Origin of the sequence: Streptomyces sp. NPDC004284 (assembly GCF_042874035.1) — a bacterium.
In the GTDB taxonomy this organism is placed as follows: Bacteria; Actinomycetota; Actinomycetes; order Streptomycetales; family Streptomycetaceae; genus Streptomyces.
In genome coordinates this window covers 133,956-151,195 of the sequence record NZ_JBIAMJ010000013.1, presented here as the reverse complement: position 1 = coordinate 151,195, position 17,240 = coordinate 133,956, and the positions used below count along the sequence as shown (strand labels likewise).

General features: G+C 71.7%; 16 protein-coding genes and 1 tRNA gene. 9 read left to right on the top strand and 8 right to left on the bottom strand.

The features are described 5' to 3' along the window. Window positions 1-53: 53 nt before the first annotated feature. Together ACFYUS_RS28475 and ACFYUS_RS28470 are read right to left on the bottom strand one after the other, a co-directional pair. A complete protein-coding gene (locus ACFYUS_RS28475) occupies window positions 54-692 on the bottom strand; it encodes an SMI1/KNR4 family protein (protein WP_388858025.1) in 639 nt (212 codons plus the stop codon). A 110-nt stretch (window positions 693-802) separates the two neighbouring features. Further along, the gene (locus tag ACFYUS_RS28470; RefSeq protein WP_388858022.1) at window positions 803-2,572 is read right to left on the bottom strand and encodes a lysyl oxidase family protein; all 1,770 of its coding nucleotides are present in this window, start codon (window positions 2,570-2,572) and stop codon (window positions 803-805) included. A 413-nt stretch (window positions 2,573-2,985) separates the two neighbouring features. Here ACFYUS_RS28470 and ACFYUS_RS28465 point away from each other — a divergent pair, with 413 nt between their 5' ends. The 7 genes from ACFYUS_RS28465 to ACFYUS_RS28435 all read left to right on the top strand — a co-directional run bounded on the left by ACFYUS_RS28465 (window position 2,986) and on the right by ACFYUS_RS28435 (window position 10,657). After that, window positions 2,986-4,260, top strand: a complete 1,275-nt coding sequence (locus ACFYUS_RS28465; protein ID WP_388858019.1) for an extracellular solute-binding protein — start codon at window positions 2,986-2,988, stop codon at window positions 4,258-4,260. A 320-nt stretch (window positions 4,261-4,580) separates the two neighbouring features. After that, window positions 4,581-5,462: an alkaline phosphatase family protein gene (locus tag ACFYUS_RS28460; RefSeq protein ID WP_388858016.1), complete on the top strand. Its 882-nt coding sequence runs from the start codon at window positions 4,581-4,583 to the stop codon at window positions 5,460-5,462. A gap of 1 nt (window position 5,463) precedes the next feature. After that, a complete protein-coding gene (locus ACFYUS_RS28455) occupies window positions 5,464-6,768 on the top strand; it encodes an MFS transporter (RefSeq protein ID WP_388858013.1) in 1,305 nt (434 codons plus the stop codon). Continuing rightward, the gene (locus ACFYUS_RS28450; RefSeq protein WP_388858010.1) at window positions 6,765-7,790 is read left to right on the top strand and encodes a TolB-like translocation protein; all 1,026 of its coding nucleotides are present in this window, start codon (window positions 6,765-6,767) and stop codon (window positions 7,788-7,790) included. Before ACFYUS_RS28455 ends, ACFYUS_RS28450 begins: the two co-directional genes overlap by 4 nt. A gap of 55 nt (window positions 7,791-7,845) precedes the next feature. Continuing rightward, window positions 7,846-8,436 carry a YdcF family protein gene (locus ACFYUS_RS28445; RefSeq protein ID WP_388858007.1) on the top strand — a complete coding sequence of 197 codons (591 nt, stop codon included), beginning with the start codon at window positions 7,846-7,848 and terminating at the stop codon, window positions 8,434-8,436. Window positions 8,437-8,551: 115 nt separating this feature from the next. Further along, a tRNA-OTHER gene (locus tag ACFYUS_RS28440) sits at window positions 8,552-8,670 on the top strand. Window positions 8,671-8,839: 169 nt separating this feature from the next. Then, window positions 8,840-10,657 (top strand): glycoside hydrolase family 15 protein, encoded by a 1,818-nt coding sequence (locus ACFYUS_RS28435; RefSeq protein WP_388858004.1) that lies wholly within the window; start codon window positions 8,840-8,842, stop codon window positions 10,655-10,657. Window positions 10,658-10,720: 63 nt separating this feature from the next. On the opposite strand, the gene ACFYUS_RS28430 is transcribed toward ACFYUS_RS28435, so the two are convergent. Both ACFYUS_RS28430 and ACFYUS_RS28425 read right to left on the bottom strand, forming a co-directional pair. Next, the gene (locus ACFYUS_RS28430; protein WP_388858001.1) at window positions 10,721-11,836 is read right to left on the bottom strand and encodes a MerR family transcriptional regulator; all 1,116 of its coding nucleotides are present in this window, start codon (window positions 11,834-11,836) and stop codon (window positions 10,721-10,723) included. Window positions 11,837-11,910: 74 nt separating this feature from the next. Beyond that, complete coding sequence (locus ACFYUS_RS28425; protein WP_388857998.1) at window positions 11,911-12,690, bottom strand: NAD(P)H-dependent oxidoreductase; 780 nt, start codon at window positions 12,688-12,690, stop codon at window positions 11,911-11,913. Window positions 12,691-12,828: 138 nt separating this feature from the next. Here ACFYUS_RS28425 and ACFYUS_RS28420 point away from each other — a divergent pair, with 138 nt between their 5' ends. Then, window positions 12,829-13,722: a helix-turn-helix transcriptional regulator gene (locus ACFYUS_RS28420; RefSeq protein WP_388857995.1), complete on the top strand. Its 894-nt coding sequence runs from the start codon at window positions 12,829-12,831 to the stop codon at window positions 13,720-13,722. Here ACFYUS_RS28420 and ACFYUS_RS28415 read toward each other — a convergent pair. Beyond that, window positions 13,692-13,970, bottom strand: a complete 279-nt coding sequence (locus ACFYUS_RS28415; protein ID WP_388857992.1) for a hypothetical protein — start codon at window positions 13,968-13,970, stop codon at window positions 13,692-13,694. The genes ACFYUS_RS28420 and ACFYUS_RS28415 overlap by 31 nt on opposite strands. Window positions 13,971-14,032: 62 nt before the next feature. Further along, complete coding sequence (locus ACFYUS_RS28410; RefSeq protein ID WP_388857989.1) at window positions 14,033-15,685, bottom strand: acyltransferase; 1,653 nt, start codon at window positions 15,683-15,685, stop codon at window positions 14,033-14,035. A 131-nt stretch (window positions 15,686-15,816) separates the two neighbouring features. Here ACFYUS_RS28410 and ACFYUS_RS28405 point away from each other — a divergent pair, with 131 nt between their 5' ends. After that, entirely contained in the window at window positions 15,817-16,437 is a 621-nt protein-coding gene (locus ACFYUS_RS28405) for a phosphoribosylanthranilate isomerase (RefSeq protein ID WP_388857986.1), read from the top strand. Window positions 16,438-16,449: 12 nt separating this feature from the next. On the opposite strand, the gene ACFYUS_RS28400 is transcribed toward ACFYUS_RS28405, so the two are convergent. Next, entirely contained in the window at window positions 16,450-16,965 is a 516-nt protein-coding gene (locus ACFYUS_RS28400) for a hypothetical protein (RefSeq protein WP_388857983.1), read from the bottom strand. Then, on the bottom strand, window positions 16,965-17,210 hold the full coding sequence (locus ACFYUS_RS28395) for a helix-turn-helix transcriptional regulator (protein ID WP_388857980.1): 246 nt from the start codon (window positions 17,208-17,210) through the stop codon (window positions 16,965-16,967). The genes ACFYUS_RS28400 and ACFYUS_RS28395 overlap by 1 nt, the downstream gene beginning before the upstream one ends. Window positions 17,211-17,240: the final 30 nt, after the last annotated feature.

Below are 17,240 nucleotides of genomic sequence, written 5' to 3'. Positions count from 1 at the left end.
CGGCCCCGGAACGCTTCGTGCGGCTCCGGGGCCGGGGCCTCCTGCGGCCGCGCTCAGGTTCGGATCTGCCATTCGAGGAAGTGGTGGCCCGATTCGTCCCCGTAGGGGACGGGCCAGTAGTGCAGAAAGGGGCCGTCGGTCTCCAAGGCCTCGGCCAGGGATCGGAACAGTTCCGTCAGGCTGGTCGCCCAGAGCGTCCCGTCCAGGTCTCCTGATCCGATGCCCATCTCGTACACATGGCCGTACGAGGGGCCAGGGCGGTGATCGACGAAGGCGACACCGCCGTCATTGGGGAGGGCGAAAGGCACGCAGCGGTCCAGGTTCACGGCCAGCGCGTCCTCCTCCCACAGGTCGGCTTCGATGTTGTCCTCGCCGACGCCCACGAGTACGTCGTACATCGTCACGATGTCGTCCACACCGCTGAGCCGGTGTCCGGACGGGAGAAACGCACCGGCGGGCGGAAGTCCGCGGGGACCGGGGACAGCGGCGGGTTCGGCGACTCCGTCGTGCTGTTCGAGCAGTGCTCTGAGTTCCGGGTGCAGGGCGAAGCCGAGCCGTGCTTCCAGCGCGATGAGCCGCTCGCGCTCCGCCGGCCTTCGCAGGACTGCCTGGTCGGCGGGAGAGTTCGACCTGAGCCACGACTCGAAACGATCCCACGCACGACCGAACGCAACAACATCCACCTGTGTCATGAGCCGAAGGTAGACGGTCGCGCTGACAACACGGTCCTGCGAGGAGGCCGTGCGCGACCGGGGCCGACCCGGTCACGCACGGAGTCGCACGCGCGGTGCGGGGCGGGTGGTCAGTTCGCGTTCACGAGGTCGTGCGCGGGGACGGTGACGGTCCGTCGGCCGGGAGTGCCGCCGAGGACGACCTTGCGCAGGGCGCTGTTGTTGTCGAGGTTGGTCTCCTTGAGGCGCTTGGCGGGGTTGGCGAGCACCTGGATGTAGTAGGTGCCGTTGGGCACGTCGGTGATGTCGAAGGACTGTCCCGGCAGGTCCTGGGTGTAGGTGTCGCCGGAGCCGACGTCCAGGACCTCGCGGACGGAGATGGAGTTCTCCTGGCCGCAGGCGGTGGCGAGGTCGGTGTTGTACGGGTGCCAGTTGGCGTTCTTCACCGTGTAGTCGACGGCGTCGGTGTTGGCCAGGCAGAAGGCTTCCTTGCCGCTGCGGACGGCTTCCTTCTTGTCGGCCTTCAGCAGCCGGTAGCTGGCGAAGTCGGTGAAGTGCCAGTGCACGTGGCCGGGGCGCGGGTCCCACTCCATGGTGCCGGTCGGGGTGTAGCCGACCTGCTTGCCCCGGGCGTCGTAGAAGTACTGGTACGCGTCCATCTTGGCCTTGCCGGGCGAGCGGAAGCCGTCGACCACGAGCTGGGCCGGGCCCGCGTTCCACACGTTGGCGCTGAAGGCCAGGTAGTCCTTGCCGGGGATGTCCTGACCGCCGTCGCTGATGGTGATGCCGTAGGCCGGCAGCGACCGCAGGTCGGGCTTGGGGACGTTCGGGACGGAGGGGGTCCCGGTGGGCCGCTGGGCCCGCGGGGCGAGGGCGGGCGCCTGGCGCGAGCCGTCCGTCTGCCCCTCGGTGTCACCGGCCCGCAGGTCGGCGCGCGCGGCCTGCTGCCTCTTCAGCGCCCAGGGCAGGGCCGGGGGCGCGGCCTTCAGCGGTCCGTGGCCGACGTTGTACGAGGGGCCCGCGCCGCTCGTCTCGGGCGCACCGGCCTGGGAGGGGGGCACGGCGGCGTGCCCCGTCCCGTGTCCGGCGTGGCCCGCCGGGGCCTGGTGGGCGGCGTGCTCCCCACCAGCGGCGTGCCCGGCGTGCTCCCCCGCGGCGACCGACCGGGCGGGGGTGGCGCCCGTGCCCTCCTGCCAGCTGCGCTCCTGGACGGTGACCTTCACCGTCGCGGGCCTGTCGGCGATCCCGAAGAGGTCCCGGTACTTCTTGGCGACCCTCACCTTGGCCGTGTACGTGCCTGCGGCGAGCTTCACCGGCTGGGTGTAGGAACCGCCGTAGGTGTTGGAGGCCCACCCCTTCTCGACGCCCCACACGGAACCGAGGGTGAAGGGGTTGGTGGGACAGCTCTCCGGATACTTCGAGGTGGAGGGCGCGTCGGGGCGGACCCGTCCGCTGGCGTTGTTCGGGCAGAAGTTCTCCGCCCGGCTGACGACCACCTTGCCCGTGCCGTCGGTGACGGTGATCTCGGCGAAGCCGGGCAGTCCGGAGAAGTCCTTCACGGTGCCCCGGGGAAGTGTCTTCGCCTTGGTCCTGCCGCCCTCGAACACGGTCTGGGTGAGGGTCACCGGGTCCTTGTAGGACTTCCGGGTCGCCTTGAGCTCCAGCGGTGTCCCCTCCGCGGTGAGGTAGGTGCCCAGGTCCAGGTAGACGCCCGGGTCCTCCTTCCAGGAGGTGAGCGTGACGGAGCCGGTCGCCGCGACGAGGCTCAGTTTGGGCCCCGTCGCGGCCTTCGCCTGCTCCGGAGTGGCGGCCATGAATCCGACGGTCACGGCCATGGCGGCGACGGCCGTGGTCCCGGCGAGCAGCGGACGCCGTAGCCGGATGGTGCGCGTAGTGGTCATCGTTCCCTCGTCCTCCGGATGCTGTGAGAAATGAGCGGGCCGCGGCCCGACGGGACGGAACCGCCGTCCGGCCCGAGCGGTATGAGACGGGCGCCGTGCCCGTGGGGTGAGAGGAAAGGAGCGGATACCGGGTTGTCCGGAGAGTGGAAATCGTCACGATGTTGGCCGAATTACGCCTCTGTGGCGGCGGTCGCGGCGGACGGGTCGTCAATGCGCCTCGACGGAGTCGCTTGGGACACCGTGGAGAGTTCTACGCGCGATGAAATGAACACCGGTATATCGGAAGACACGATGCGGAATCTCCCGCATTGGATTTACACCCACAACTGTTCTACAGGGGGCGCCATATGCCCCGAACCGGGAGATGATTTCGGCCGCACTGTCCAGAAAAGCAAAAGCAAGAGGAACAACCCATGCGACCAAGACCCTTCGGCATGACCGTCTCCGTGGCCGCATTCGGACTGCTGGGCTCCCTCGTCACCGCCTGCGGCTCGTCCGGGAGCGACGCGACGACGCTGCGCCTGGTGGCCCCCGAGTACGGCACCGGCCCGGCCACCGGCTCCAAGGCGTACTGGGACGAGCTGACCGCCGCCTTCACCGCCGCCCATCCCGGCAAGAAGATCGAGGTGACGCTCTACCCGTGGGCCGACATCGACCGCGAGGTCACCCGCATGGTCGAGGAGGACGACGCCCCTGACGTGGCCCTGATGGGCGCGTACTCCGACTTCGCCGCGCAGGGCCGCCTGTACTCCGCCGACGAGGTGATGTCGGTCAGGGCGGAGGCGAACTTCCTGCGGCCGCTGGCGGCGGCGGGCTCGGTCGACGGCACCCTGTACGGCCTGCCCTTCGTGGCCAGCAGCCGGCTGCTCTTCTACAACGAGGAGCTGTTCGAGAAGGCCGGGGCGAAGCCGCCGAAGACCTGGTCGGAGCTGAAGGCCGCGGCCGAGGCGCTGAAGAAGGAGGGCGTGCCCTACCCGTACGCCCTGCCGCTCGGGCCCGAGGAGGCGCACGCCGAGGCCCTGATCTGGGAACTGAGCAACGGCGGCGGGTACACCGACGACAGCGGCGGGTACAACATCGCGTCCGAGCAGAACACGGAGACGTTCACCTGGCTCAAGGACAACCTGGTCGTGCCGGGCCTGACCGGACCCGTCCCGCCCGCCCGGCTCAACCGGGAGGACGCCTTCGCCGCCTTCCTGCGCGGCGACGTCGGCATGGTCAACGGCTATCCCTCGCTCCTCCACGAGGCGCGGGCGAAGGGCATGAAGGTCGGCACGCTGCGCATGCCGGTGTCGGACACGCTGGGTGACGGGCAGACCCCGCCGACGGCGGGCGTCGCCGACTGGATGATGGCGTTCAAGCACGACGGCAACCGCGATCTGGTCAGCTCCTTCCTGGACTTCGTCTACGAGGACAAGAACCTCAACGCGTTCGCGGGGCGCTACCACCTGCTGCCGTCGACGGTGACCGCCTCCGAGGCGTCCCAGTACGAGGAGAAGGACCGCAGCGCCGAGCAGTTCCTGACGGCGCTGCGCAGCGCGCAGCTCTACCCGGTCGACGAGCCGTCCTGGCTCCAGGTCAGCGACACCATCAAGCGGAACATCGGGAAGGCCGTCGCACCCGCCGCCGACCCGAAGGCCGTGCTGGAGCGGATCGCCCAGCAGGCCAAGGACGAGACCCAGCGGTAACGACGGCCTCCTGAGCCCGCGGGGACCGGCGCGGCGTCGACCGGACGCCCCTGTCGTCGCTCGCGAAGCACCCACAAGGTGTACGCGGGGCGACGACCGCACCCGTCCCGGTGTCTGCTTCGTCGGCTCTGGGGCACTATGGAAACAGTGGTGCTCGCCGGCGACGATCCCCAGCGGAACCGGCACCCCCTGGCGCTCGGGCAACAGGGCACGAGACGTTTCCCGGGTCTTCACGCACCACACCTTCAAAGTTGACATGCGCACTCCTAGCCTGCCGGTTGCACCGCTCCCGTAGTCATCACCCTCAACCGGAGGTAGCCGTGTCCGGCGCGCCCAGAAAACGCCGCACCGCCCTTCTGTCCACCCTCGGCCTCGCCGCCGCCTCGATCGGCCTCTGGGCCGGCATCGGCGGCACCTCGCAGGCCCAGGCCGCGGCGACCGTCCCCACCCCCGACCACGTGGTCGTCGTCGTCTTCGAGAACCACGCCTACAACCAGATCATCGACAGCTCCAGCGCCCCGTACATCAACTCGCTGAAGGCCGGCGGCGCCAACCTCACCCAGTCGTACGGCGAGACCCACCCCAGCCAGCCCAACTACTTCGCGATGTTCTCGGGCTCCACCCAGGGCATCACGGACGACAGCTGCTACACGCCCGGCTTCTCGTCCGCGCCGAACCTGGCCTCCGAGCTGATCGCCGCGGGCAAGACCTGGAAGAGCTACAACGAGACCCTGCCCAGCCAGGGTTCGACCACGTGCAGCAGCGGCAAGTACGCCCGCAAGCACAACCCGTGGTTCGGCTTCTCGAACGTCCCGACCTCGTCGGCGTACACCATGGCGCAGTTCCCCACGGACTACACCACGCTGCCGCAGGTGTCCTTCGTGGTCCCGAACCTGTGCAGCGACATGCACGACTGCTCCGTCGGCACCGGTGACACCTGGCTGAAGAACAACCTGGGCGCCTACGCGACCTGGGCGAAGACCCACAACAGCCTGCTCGTCGTGACCTTCGACGAGGACAACCGGCTCGCCGGGAACAAGATCGCGACCGTCCTCTACGGCCAGCAGGTGGTGCCGGGCTCGACGTCCGCGACCACGTACAACCACTACAACCTGCTGCGCACCATCGAGGACATGTACGGCACCACGCACGCCGGCCAGGCCGCCAACGCCGCCCCGATCACCGGCATCTGGACGCCCTGACGTGTACGTAGCGGACAGTCGCAGCACCCCCGCGACGGCCGCGACGGGCGCCGCCCGGGACCTCGGTCCCGGGCGGCGCGCCGCCGTCGCCCCGACCGTACTCGCGCTCGGGACCGTCAGCCTCGTCACGGACGTGTCCTCGGAGATGGTCACGGCCGTACTGCCGCTCTACCTGGTCGCCGGGCTCGGCCTCTCGCCGCTCGGCTTCGGCCTGCTCGACGGCGTGTACAACGGTTTCAGCGCGCTCGTACGGCTCGTCGGCGGCCATCTCGCCGACCGCGGCGGCCGGCACAAGACGGTGGCGGCGCTCGGCTACGGACTCTCCGCGCTGTGCAAGCCCCTTCTCCTGGTGGCGGGTTCGCTTCCGCTGATCGGCGCCGTGCTGGCCGCCGACCGCACCGGCAAGGGCCTGCGGACCGCGCCGCGCGACGCGCTGATCTCGCTGGCGTCGCCCGAGGAATCGCGCGGCCGGGCCTTCGGCGTGCACCGCGCGATGGACACCGCGGGCGCCCTCATCGGCCCCCTGGTCGCCTTTCTGATCCTCCGGCAGGCGGCGGACGGTTACGACGCCGTGTTCACGGTCAGCTTCTGCGTGGCGGCGGTCGGCGTGCTCGTCCTGCTGCTCTTCGTACCCTCACGCCCCCAGCCCCCGGCCGTGCCGCCGGAGGGCGCGCCGCGCGCCTCGCTCAAGGCCGCGCTCGGCCTGCTCCGGGTGCCCGATGTGCGCCGACTCGCGCTGTGCGCACTGCTGTTGGGGCTCGCGACGGTCAGCGACTCCTTCGTCTACCTGCTGCTGCAGCGGCGACTCGGCGTCACCGACCGCTGGTTCGCACTCCTGCCGATCGGGACCGCCGCCGCCTTCCTGCTGCTCGCCGTGCCGCTCGGGCGGCTCGCCGACCGGATCGGCCGCTGGCGGGTGTTCCTGGGCGGTCACGCCGCCCTGCTGCTCGTGTACGGGGCGCTGCTCAGCGGCTGGCAGAGCCCCGCGCTCCCCTATCTGGTGCTCGCCCTGCACGGCGGTTTCTACGCGGCGACCGACGGCGTCCTGATGGCGGCGGCGGCCGGCTGCGTACCACCCGAACTGCGTTCGTCCGGGCTCGCGTTGATCCAGACGGGGCAGGCGCTCGCCCGTTTCGGCTGCTCGATCGCGTTCGGCGCGGCCTGGACCGCGTGGGGCGACCGCTGGGCGGTCGGCGCGGCGACGGCCGTGCTCGCGGTGTGCGCGGCGACGGCGTTCGCCCTGCGGCCCACCGCGCAGGCCCCGACCCCGCCCACCGCCCCGGTTTCGGAGGAAACACCCGTATGACCCTGCGCAACAAGCTGCTCGTCCTGCTCGCGACGCTCGTCGTGCTCGGCGGTGTGGCCGCCGCGTCGCTGCTGCACGCGGCCGACCGGGCGGCCGAGAAGGACCGCCCGCAGGCGGGCGGCCCGGCGATCGGGTCCGGACGGGTCTCGCTCGCGGCCGGCGCCGACCGCCGGATCGTCTTCCGCAACATGGCCTGGGGTCCGCACCGCGACGAGCTGGTCACCGTGCCCGCCGGCTCCCCCGCCGGTCCGCGGACCTCGTCCGGGGTGAAGTGCCTGCGCTTCCACGCGGCCGGCGGCACCGGCATCTGCCTCCAGGCCGTGCGCGGCGCGGTGGACGACACCTACCGGGCGGTCGTCCTCGACTCGGCGCTCAAGGAGCGGGCCCACTACCCCCTGCCGGGCATCCCGACCCGCGCCCGGGTCTCGCCGTCCGGTCGACTGGTGGCGTGGACGGTGTTCGTCGGCGGCGACTCGTACGCCAGCGCGAGCTTCTCCACCCGTACCGCCGTCCTGGACAGCGCGACGGGCCGGCTCACCACGTCCCTGGAGGAGTTCCGGGTGGTGAAGGACGGCAAGGAGTACCACGCCTCCGACACCAACTTCTGGGGCGTCACCTTCTCCCGCGACGACCGGCACTTCTACGCGACCATGGCGACCGCCGGCCGGACCTACCTGGTGCGCGGCGACCTGACGGCCCGTACCGTCACCACCCTCCACGAGAACGTCGAGTGCCCCTCCCTGTCCCCCGACGAGACCAGGATCGTCTACAAGAAGCGCGTCGCGGGCGCCCCGGCCGACGCGCCCTGGCACGAGTACGCCCTGGACCTGACCACCCTGCGGGAGACCGCGCTCGCCGAGCCCCGCAGCGTGGACGACCAGGCCGTCTGGCTCGACGGCCGCACGGTCGTGTACTCCCTGCCGGGCGACTACGGCGCCGACCTCTACAGCGTCCCGGCCGACGGCTCGGGCGCCCCGAAGCGTCTGATGACGGCGGCGCTGGCGCCGGCGTTCCTGGAGTGACGCGCCGGAAGCACCGTCTTCACCGGTGTCCGCCGAGGCCCTAGGATCCCGTGGCATGCGCGCGTGGACGTGGCCGGCCGCCGGTGTCGCCCTCCTGGCCTGGGGCGAGTGGTTGAACCGGCGCTGGTCGAAGACCCTGGTCAATGACGACCGGCACGGTTCCAAGGCGGTGGTCGTGCTCGGCTACCGCAACCCGTCCGATGCGATCAACCTCGTCAACCGCTGGCGGGTCCGTGCCGGGCTCCGCTCCGTCGGCGCGGATGACGGGCCCGACACCGTGGTCGTCTTCAGCGGAGGACCGGTGGGCAGCGACATCGCCGAGGCGCGGCTGATGGCCGAGCACGCGCGGTCCGCCCTCCGCTTCGGGGGCCGCGTCCTCGTCGAGGACCGGAGCCGGACCACATGGGAGAACATCACCCATGTGATCCCGCTGCTGGCGGACGCGCAGCGCATCGTGATCGTGTCCCAGCCGGCGCACGCGCTCAAGGCACGCGCGTACCTGCGCCGGCAGCGCCCCGATCTCGCCGAGAGACTCGTCCGGGGCGAGGACTACCGCCTCGGCGAGTGGACGCTGCTCAAACCACTGCTGGCCGCGTACGGGCTGTGGGGACTGCGCGGCATCACCGCGGCCGAGCGCAAGCTGTGACTCCGAGGGTCCCGGGCGGACGGGGACGGGGCTCCTCCCCCGGATAAGCGTTCACCCCGAGGCGACGGCGTCCCTGCGCTCGACGGGAGCGGGGGCGCGCGTCCCCGCAGGCTGCGGTGCCGTGGCAGAGCGGCCCCTCGCGATCGCCGTGAGCGAGTCCCCGTTCACGGCGACTGACGGAGACGGGGCGGGCCTGCCCCCGTCCGTCCGCGGGTTCGAATCCCGTCGGCACCGCAGCCGGCTCGGCCTCGGTCGTGTGCCGCCGACTCGGTCACGGGCGTGCGCTGCCGGCACGTGACCGGGGTGCCTGTTCGGCGGAGTCACGGTGGCCCGGAGGACCGTGTCGTCGGAGGGTGGGGGTGAGGACCGTCTTCCGTCGCCCGAGCCCACGAGGACCCCGCCGATGCACCGCTACCCGCCGATCGCCGACCACGGCCTCATCGGAGACCTGCAGACGTGCGCGCTGGTCTCCGCCGAGGGGGTCGTGGACTGGCTCTGCTCGCCCCGGTTCGACTCGCCCAGTGTCTTCGGCCGGCTCCTGGACAGCGAGCGCGGCGGCCACTTCTCGATCACCGTCAAGACACCGGGCACGACGGCCCGTCAGCTGTACCTGGCCGACAGCGCGGTACTGCTCACCCGCTTCCTCACCCCTGACGGGGTCGGCGAGGTGGCCGACTTCATGCCGCTCGCCGAGGACCCGACCGTCCCCTCCGACCGGCACACCCTGATCCGGGTGATGCGGGTGGTGCGGGGCACGGTCCGCTTCGCGCTGGAGTGCCGGCCACGGTTCGACTACGGCCGGGAGGCCCACGAACTGGTCCTCGACGGCGCCACCGCGCACTTCACCGGCACCACGGCCGCCGCGCACCTCCAGGTGCTCGGCGCCGTCCCGCTGCGACGCGGCGGTGCGGACGTCCACGCCGAGGTGGAGCTGACCGCCGGGCAGCGCGCCGCCGCCGTCCTCACCCTGGACGTGCCCGGCGCCGAGCGGCCCCCGCCGGCGGACGAGGCGAGCCTGCGGGCCGCCTTCGACTCCGTGCGCTCCTTCTGGCACGGGTGGATCAGCCGCTGCCGTTACCGCGGTCGCTGGCAGCAGCAGGTCAACCGCTCGGCGATCACCCTGAAGCTGCTCACGTACGCCCCGTCCGGCGCGCCGGTGGCCGCCGCGACCATGGGCCTGCCGGAGCAGGTCGGCGGCGAACGCAACTGGGACTACCGCTACACCTGGGTCCGGGACGCCTCGCTGTCGGTGCGCGCCATGGTCGACCTCGGCTTCACCGAGGAGGCGGACGCCTTCCGCCGCTGGCTGGGCGCCCGGCTCCAGGCCGGTGGCACGGTCAGCGGCGAGCCCTTGCAGATCATGTACCGGGTGGACGGCGACCCCCACCTGCGCGAGGAGGTGCTGGACCATCTGGAGGGCTGGCGCGGCTCGGCCCCGGTCCGGGCCGGCAACGGCGCCGCCGACCAGCTCCAGCTCGACATCTACGGCGAGGCCGTCTTCGCCTTCGCGCAGGCCCGCGACCTGGCGCAGCTGGCCGGCTACGACGGCTGGCTGCGCTTCGCCGCCACCGTGGACTGGCTGTGCGAGCACTGGGACCGCCCGGACGAGGGGATCTGGGAGACCCGTGGCGGGCGCCAGGACTTCACGTACAGCCGGGTGATGTGCTGGGTCGCCTTCGACCGCGCCGTACGGATGGCCACCGCACTCAGCCGCCCGGCCGACCTGCCGCGCTGGACCGCCGCCCGGGACGCGGTGCTGCACCAGGTGATGGAGCACGGCTGGTCCGCCGAGCGGCGGGCCTTCGTCCAGCACTACGGCAGTGACGTACTGGACGCCTCGCTGCTGCTGATGCCGATCACCGGCTTCGTCGCGCCGCGCGACCCGCGCTGGCTCTCCACCCTGGACGCGATGGAGAAGGAGCTGGTCTCCGACAGCCTGGTCTACCGCTACGACCCGGCCGCCTCCCCGGACGGCCTGCGCGGCTCCGAAGGCACCTTCTCCCTGTGCAGTTTCCTGTACGTGGACGCCCTCGCCCGGGCCGGCCGCCTCGAGCAGGCCCGGTACGCCTTCGACAAGATGCTCACGTACGCCAATCACGTCGGCCTGTTCGGCGAGGAGATCGGCCCGACCGGCGAGCAGCTGGGCAACTTCCCGCAGGCCTTCACGCATCTCGCGCTGATCACCGCCGCGATGACCCTCGACGCGGCGCTGGACCGCTGAGGCCTCCCGCGCGACCGCCCCCGCACCGGCGGCCGCGGTGCGGGGGCGTGCGCCGGTTCGGGTTCAGGCCACGAGGAGGCGGAGGCCGAGCTCGGCCGCGTCGAGGTCGACGAGCTCGCGGTTGCGTTCGGCCCACCGGCCCGAGTCGAGGTCCTCGCGCAGCATGTCCACCGCCCGTCGTTCGGCCTCCGGACCGACTCGGGTCCATACCGACACCGCGCGGCGCACGTGCTCTTCCAGGTACGCCTCCGGCCGGCGCCAGTAGGCCTCGAAGAAGCCGTCGGCGCAGTCCCAGGGGATCAGCACCGGCTCCAGCCGGGCCCCTATCGCGTCCGCCAGTTCGTGCACCGAGGGGCGGCCGGTGACCAGGCCGGCGACCTCGGGCAGGTAGTCGCGGCTGAGCCAGAAACGGTTCAGCCAGCCGGTTTCGCTGTCGTCGTGGGTGAACACCACCACCCGCCGGGCCACACGCCGCAACTCGCGCAGTCCGGCGATCGGGTCCTGCCAGTGGTGGACGGTGCTGAACGCCATCGCGGCGTCGAAGGACTGGTCCTCGAAGGGCAGGTTCTCCGCCTCGGCGGCCACGCACGGCGCCGCACCGGCGGGGCGCTGCGCCCGCATGACGGCCGACGGTTCCACCGCGGTCACGTCGCGGTCCGGGGGCTCGTACGAGCCCGTGCCGGCCCCCACGTTCAGTACCGTCCGCGCGTCCCCGAGCGCCTCCCAGACCCGCGCGGCGATCCGCGGTTCGGTGCGTCGCGTCGCCGGATAGGCGGATCCGATGGTCTCGTACAACTGCCCGCCGAACATCTTGAGTTGCTCCTCCGGCGTCGTGTCGATCCCCATGGCCCGTGCCTCCAGTTCCCTGTCGATGGCCTTCACCATGGCGGCGGCGCGGTCGCGCTGGTCCCGCAGCAGGCCGCGGAGCCTGCGCAGGTGCGCGACCGCGTCGGTGGCCGGGTCGTCGACGAGATCCGCGATCTCGCGCAGCCCGAAGCCCAGCCGCCGGTAGACGAGCACCTCCCGCAGTCGCTCCACGTCGGCCGCCGAGTAGGCCCGGTATCCGGCCGAGGTCCGTGCGGACGGTCGTACGAGGCCGATCTCGTCGTAGTGATGCAAGGTGCGGACGCTGACGTCGGCCAGTTCGGCGACGCGTCCCACGGTCAGGTGTTCCTCCATGCCGGAGACAATGCGGCATCACGCCGCGTGAGGGTCAAGCGCACCACCCCCCGTGGACTGTCCCTCCGCGCTCCTCAGCCGCGTACGTGCAGCTCGAACCCCTTGCGCCCCGCAGGCTCCAGCCCCTCCTTCAGGTGCAGCGAGGGGATCTCGTAGTCGCCGAAGTTCTGCCGCCGGAAGGCGATCGGCTCGGTCGACTCCAGGGTGAGCAGGCGCTGTTCCCAGGCCTTGGCGGCGACGCCGTAGTCCTCGTCGGTCATGCGGTCGGTGCCGTACAGGACGAACGGGGGCAGGACGTCGAGGCCGGGGTAGTAGAGGATGCCGTGCTGGAACGGGAACAGCAGGTCGTCGATGGGGCCGTTGATCCCGCGGGCGGCGTAGTGCGGCTCCGGGCCGCCGACGGTCACCGACAGCAGGGCCCGCCGGCCGGCCAGGGTGCCTTCGCCGAACCGCTCGCCGTACTGGGTGTCGCTGTGTTCGCCGACGCCGTAGGCGAAGCGGTAGGTGAAGACGCGGTCCACCCAGCCCTTGAGGATCGCGGGCATCGTGTACCACCACAGCGGGAACTGGAAGACCACCGTGTCGGCCCACAGCAGCTTCTCCTGCTCGGCCAGGACGTCCGGGGCGAGCGTCCCGGCGTCGAAGGCGCGGCCCGAGTCCAGGACGACCTTCAGGGGGCTGGAGGCGTCGGGGCCGTAGTCAGCGGCGTCCACGGCCGCCTTCCAGTTCATCGCGTACAGGTCGCTGACGCGCACCTCGTGTCCCGCGGACTCCAGGGTGGACACCGCGAGGTCCTTCAGCGAGCCGTTGAGCGACCTGGGCTCGGGGTGGGCGTGGACGATGAGCGTCTTCATGGGGACTCCTTCGGATCGGATGCCTTCGATCCTGGGCGCCGCGGCGGCCGTCGTTCAGGGGCGCCACTTCCGTCGGACCGGGCTTCCTGGTACTGGCAGGGCCACGTTCGCGGGCGTGGCCGAAGCCATACTGGGGGCATGGACGATCTTGCGGGTTTTCTGCGGACCCGGCGTTCCCGGGTCGACCCGGTGGCGGTCGGCATCCCCGCGGACAGCCGGCGCCGGGTCGCGGGGCTGCGCCGTGAAGAGGTCGCGCACCTGTCCGGGGTGAGCGTCGACTACTACGTACGCCTGGAGCAGGGCCGGGCGACACAGCCCTCGGAGCAGGTCCTCGACGCGCTCGCCCGTGTCCTCGGCCTCGACGAGACCGAACGCGGGCACCTGTGCCGGCTCGCCCGGCAGCGGCGGCGTCCCGCGAGGACACCGGGCGCGCGCCTCCGGCCGGAGCTGCTGCGGATCCTCGACCTGGTCACCGACGCGCCCGCGCTGATCATGAACCACCGTCTGGACGTCCTGGCCGGCAACCGCCTCGCCCGTCTCCTGTACGGGCGGCCGATCCCCGGCCTGAACACCGCCCGGCACATCTTCCTGGAGGAGACCGAGCGCGGCCTGTACGCGGAGTGGGAGACGTGCACCCTCGACGTCGTCGGGCACCTGCGTCTGGCCGCCGGGAAGCATCCCGACGACCCTCGCCTGGCCTCGCTCATCGGCGAACTCGCGATGGGCAGCGAGCGCTTCCGCCGCCTGTGGGCCCGCGCCGACGTCCGCGCCCGCGGACACGGCCGCAAGGCGTACCGGCATCCGCTGGTCGGACCGCTGGAACTGCACCACGAGAACTTCGCCCTCCCCGACGAGTCGGGTACGGAGCTGCTGGTGCTGTCCGCGGCCCCGGGCAGCCCCTCGGAGGACGGACTCCGCCTGCTCGCGGGCCTGGGAGCGGACGGAGGCGCCGAACGCCTCCCGGCGGGTCCGCCGGAGTCGGACGGGGGCCGCCGGGGCGGTCAGGCTCCGATGCCGACGGAGGTGACGTAGGCGTAGGCGGCGTAGGCGGAGCCCAGGTCGGAGATGACGTCGTCCCAGATCTCGTCGACGAGGTTCTGGTCGCGGTTCGCCCAGGCGTTGACGAGGTCGGTCCAGATGTAGCGGACCGTGATGGTGCGTTGGCTGTCGAGGGAGCGCAGGCGGGCGTTCAGTCCTCGTCCGGACGTGACGGGCGAGGCGATGCCGGAGGTGTGGACGATCCGGTTGAGCTCCAGGACCAGTGCCTCACCGCCCTTCATCCCGTCCGCGTCGGCCTTCCGCCACTCGCCCCAGCGCGACCACAGGTCCGGTGAACCCGCCCTCAGCCCTTGCCTCCGAGAACGTAGGTGCTCTTCTCCTTGACCTGGTTCAGGTCCCGGCCCTCAGGGAACACCGTGCGCCAGTCGCCGGCGACGTGGAGTTCGTCGGTGCCGGAGATCTCCACCACCTGAAGTCCGGCCCGGCGTGCCTTGTTCGCCTTCATCCACAGATTCGCGAACGCCTTCGCGCGGATGATGTGCATCCAGTCCGGGCGGCGGATCTCCCGGTTCGCGCTGGACTCGCCGATCGTCGACACGAACTTGGAGTACATGGCCTTCACATAGGCCACGGTCAGTTCGTCGCCCTCCTCCAGGGCGTTCTTGCGCGTCTCGGCAAGCGCGCGGCGGAGTTTCTCCAGCAGCGCCTCCGAGGCCCCCGACACGAGCGACCGATGGATCACCGGGGCGTCGGCCAGGCCCTGGCGGGCGCAGTCGAGCAGGAGGCGGAGAGTGGACTCGCTCACCCACAACTCCCCCGGCTCCATGCGGTTTCCGAGCGGATCGGGCAGGTCGGTGTGCTCCCAGGCGGACGGCGTGACGAGGTGGACACCGGCCGTCTTCGGGTCGTGGACGCCGCTGGTGACCTCGCGGAGCTGCCCGATCGGCAGCCAGCACTTGAGTGCGGAGAGATAGGCGGCGTTCATGTCGAGCGCGGTCACCTCGATGCGTTCACCGCGCTTCGCCGCAGCGAACAGAGCGGCGTTGCGCCATTTCGGGCGGCCTTCCCAGATCTCGTCCGCGCCCTTCTGCGACTTCTTCCTCAGAATGTCCCGCGTCGGCGGGAACTCGGAGTGCTCGTACCGGCCGCCGACCCGCGAGGCCTTGAGAAGGGCCATCACGTCCGGGATCGCGGCCTTGACCAACGCGGCCTGCGCGGCGTCGACGTCACCGGCCCATTCGTCCAGCACCTCGTGCACGCGTCCGGTGATCTGCTCCACCAGCAGACCGGAGGCGTACGCGGGGGTGCCATGGCCCGCGCCCGGGGCGGGGGGCTGCTGCGCGGGGAGCGGCTGCTCCGGCGGGACCGGGGGCTCTTCGGGCGGATTCACCGGCTCGGGCGGAATCGTCGGCTGTGCCGCGGGGGTCGGCTCGGACGTGGACTCCGGCTGCGCCACGGGGATCGACTCGGGCTCGGGGGTCGACTCGGGTTCGGGCTCCGGCTGTGCCGCAGGGGTCGGCTCGGGGCGCGTCGTCGGCCGCGGGGCGCTCGCCGCCGCGACGGCGGCCGCGCAGTCGGCGGGGTCGAGGTGCTGCGGGTAGCCGTCGACATCGTCCACGGCCGGCTGCCCGCACAGCACGCACGGCCTCGGCTGCGGGGCGTGTTCCCCGGTCGCCTGCCGGGCCGGTCCGGCGGCTTCCGCGGCGACGGGGCGCCGGGGGGCCGTCGGCTCGCCGGACGGCTGGAGGGCGGATACGGCTCCGTGCAGGACGCCCACCGCGTGGGTCGGCCCGGCCAGCAGGTCCAGGACGTGCAGGCGGTAGTGCGCGGCGAGCAGGTCGACGTCCTCCAGCGACCAGTGCTGCTGGCCGCGCTGCTTGCGCGACACCTGGGCCTGGGACTGGCCGATCCCCGCCGCAAGGTCCTGCTGCCGCTCTCCCGTCCGCGCCATCAACGCGGAGACGGTGGTCCTCAGGAGCTCCTCCACACCCATCATGGCGCCAACCTAGCAATTCGCATGCGGATTCCGCATACGGCATGCGACTGCGGGGGGTGCGTCGTATCGGCGGGTGGTCGGGGGTGGGTAGGCTCGGGGCGCCGCGTCAGAGGTCAGCAGAGGAGAGACACGTGTTCGTCAAGGTGTGCGGGCTCGGGACCACCGCCGACATCGACGTGGCGGCCGCCGCCGGCGCGGACGCGGTCGGCCTGGTGATCAGCGGCACCAGCGTGCGCGGGCTCGACCGGGACCGGGTGGTGCGGCTCGCCGCGCATGTGCCGCCGGGCGTCCTGTCCGTCCTCGTGGTCAACGACACCCCTGCCGCCGACGCGGCCCGCATCGCCGGCGAGCTCGGCTTCGGCGCTCTCCAGCTGCACGGCACCGCGTATCGCGAGGAGGACTTCGCGGCCGCGGCCGAGGTCTTCCCGCGGCTGTGGCGGGCCACGTCCCTGAACGACCGGCCCGACACGCGCGTCGGCGCGTACGGCGAGGAGGTCCTCCTCCTCGACTCGCCCCGGGCGGGCTCCGGCGAGCCGTGGGACCTTTCCCTGCTCGACACGGCCCGCCCCGAGGGCGCGTGGCTGCTCGCGGGCGGGCTCGCGCCGCACAACGTCGCCGAGGCGATCGGAAAGGCCCGCCCCTGGGGCGTCGACGTGTCCAGCGGCGTCGAGTCCGCCCCGGGCGTCAAGGACCACGACCTGATCCGCGCCTTCGTCACCGCCGCGAAGCAGGCCGCCCCGCACGGGGCGTGACGGCGGCGGGGCTCAGGACTCCCCGCCGAGGTCGTCGGCCAGATCGTCCTGGACCCGTAGCCCCGCCACCCACAGCGGCATCATCCAGTGCACGGCGAGCACGCCGACGAGGACCGGGGCCACGGCCGCCTGCAGGGGTGCGTCCGTCAGGACGCCGTAGGCGCCGAAGCCGAACACCCCGGCCAGGAGCAGCCACAGGGTGACGCGGTGGGCCAGGGCGCGCACCCGGTCGCGTTCGGCCAGTTGGCGCTCGTCCAGCATCCGGCCGCGCAGTTCGAGCAGTCCGCGCGTGGATCCGTTGAGCATGCCGGTGAGCAGCATCCAGGGCAGCATCACCACGGCGACCACGCCGAGCAGGCCGTATCCGGGTCCGAAGACCGTGGCGATCCATGCGCCCACCCCGGTGAGGGTGAGGGCGATGTGAGCCCCCACCAGAAGGCGGCGCCGGGTCACGGTGGCGTAGGCGGCCGCCGCCCGGCGGTCGTTCATCACCGCGTACATTCGTCGGTCGTAGCGCGTCGCGGCCATCACTGCTTCCTCCCGTAGACCTCGTCGGTGAGCGGCTGGAACGGCTCCAGGGAGAACAGCGCCTCCACCGGCAGTCCGAAGAACCCGGCCACTTTCAGGGCCAGGTCGAGGCTGGGGTTGTACTGGCCGCGTTCGATGTAGCCGATGGTCTGGTAGTGGACGCCCACTGCCTCGGCCAGTGCCTGACGCGACACTTTCCGCTCTGCTCTGACAACGGCCAGCCTGTTGTGTACCTGCTCGCTCATGTATAAGAAGTACTACATCTGAATGCAGGT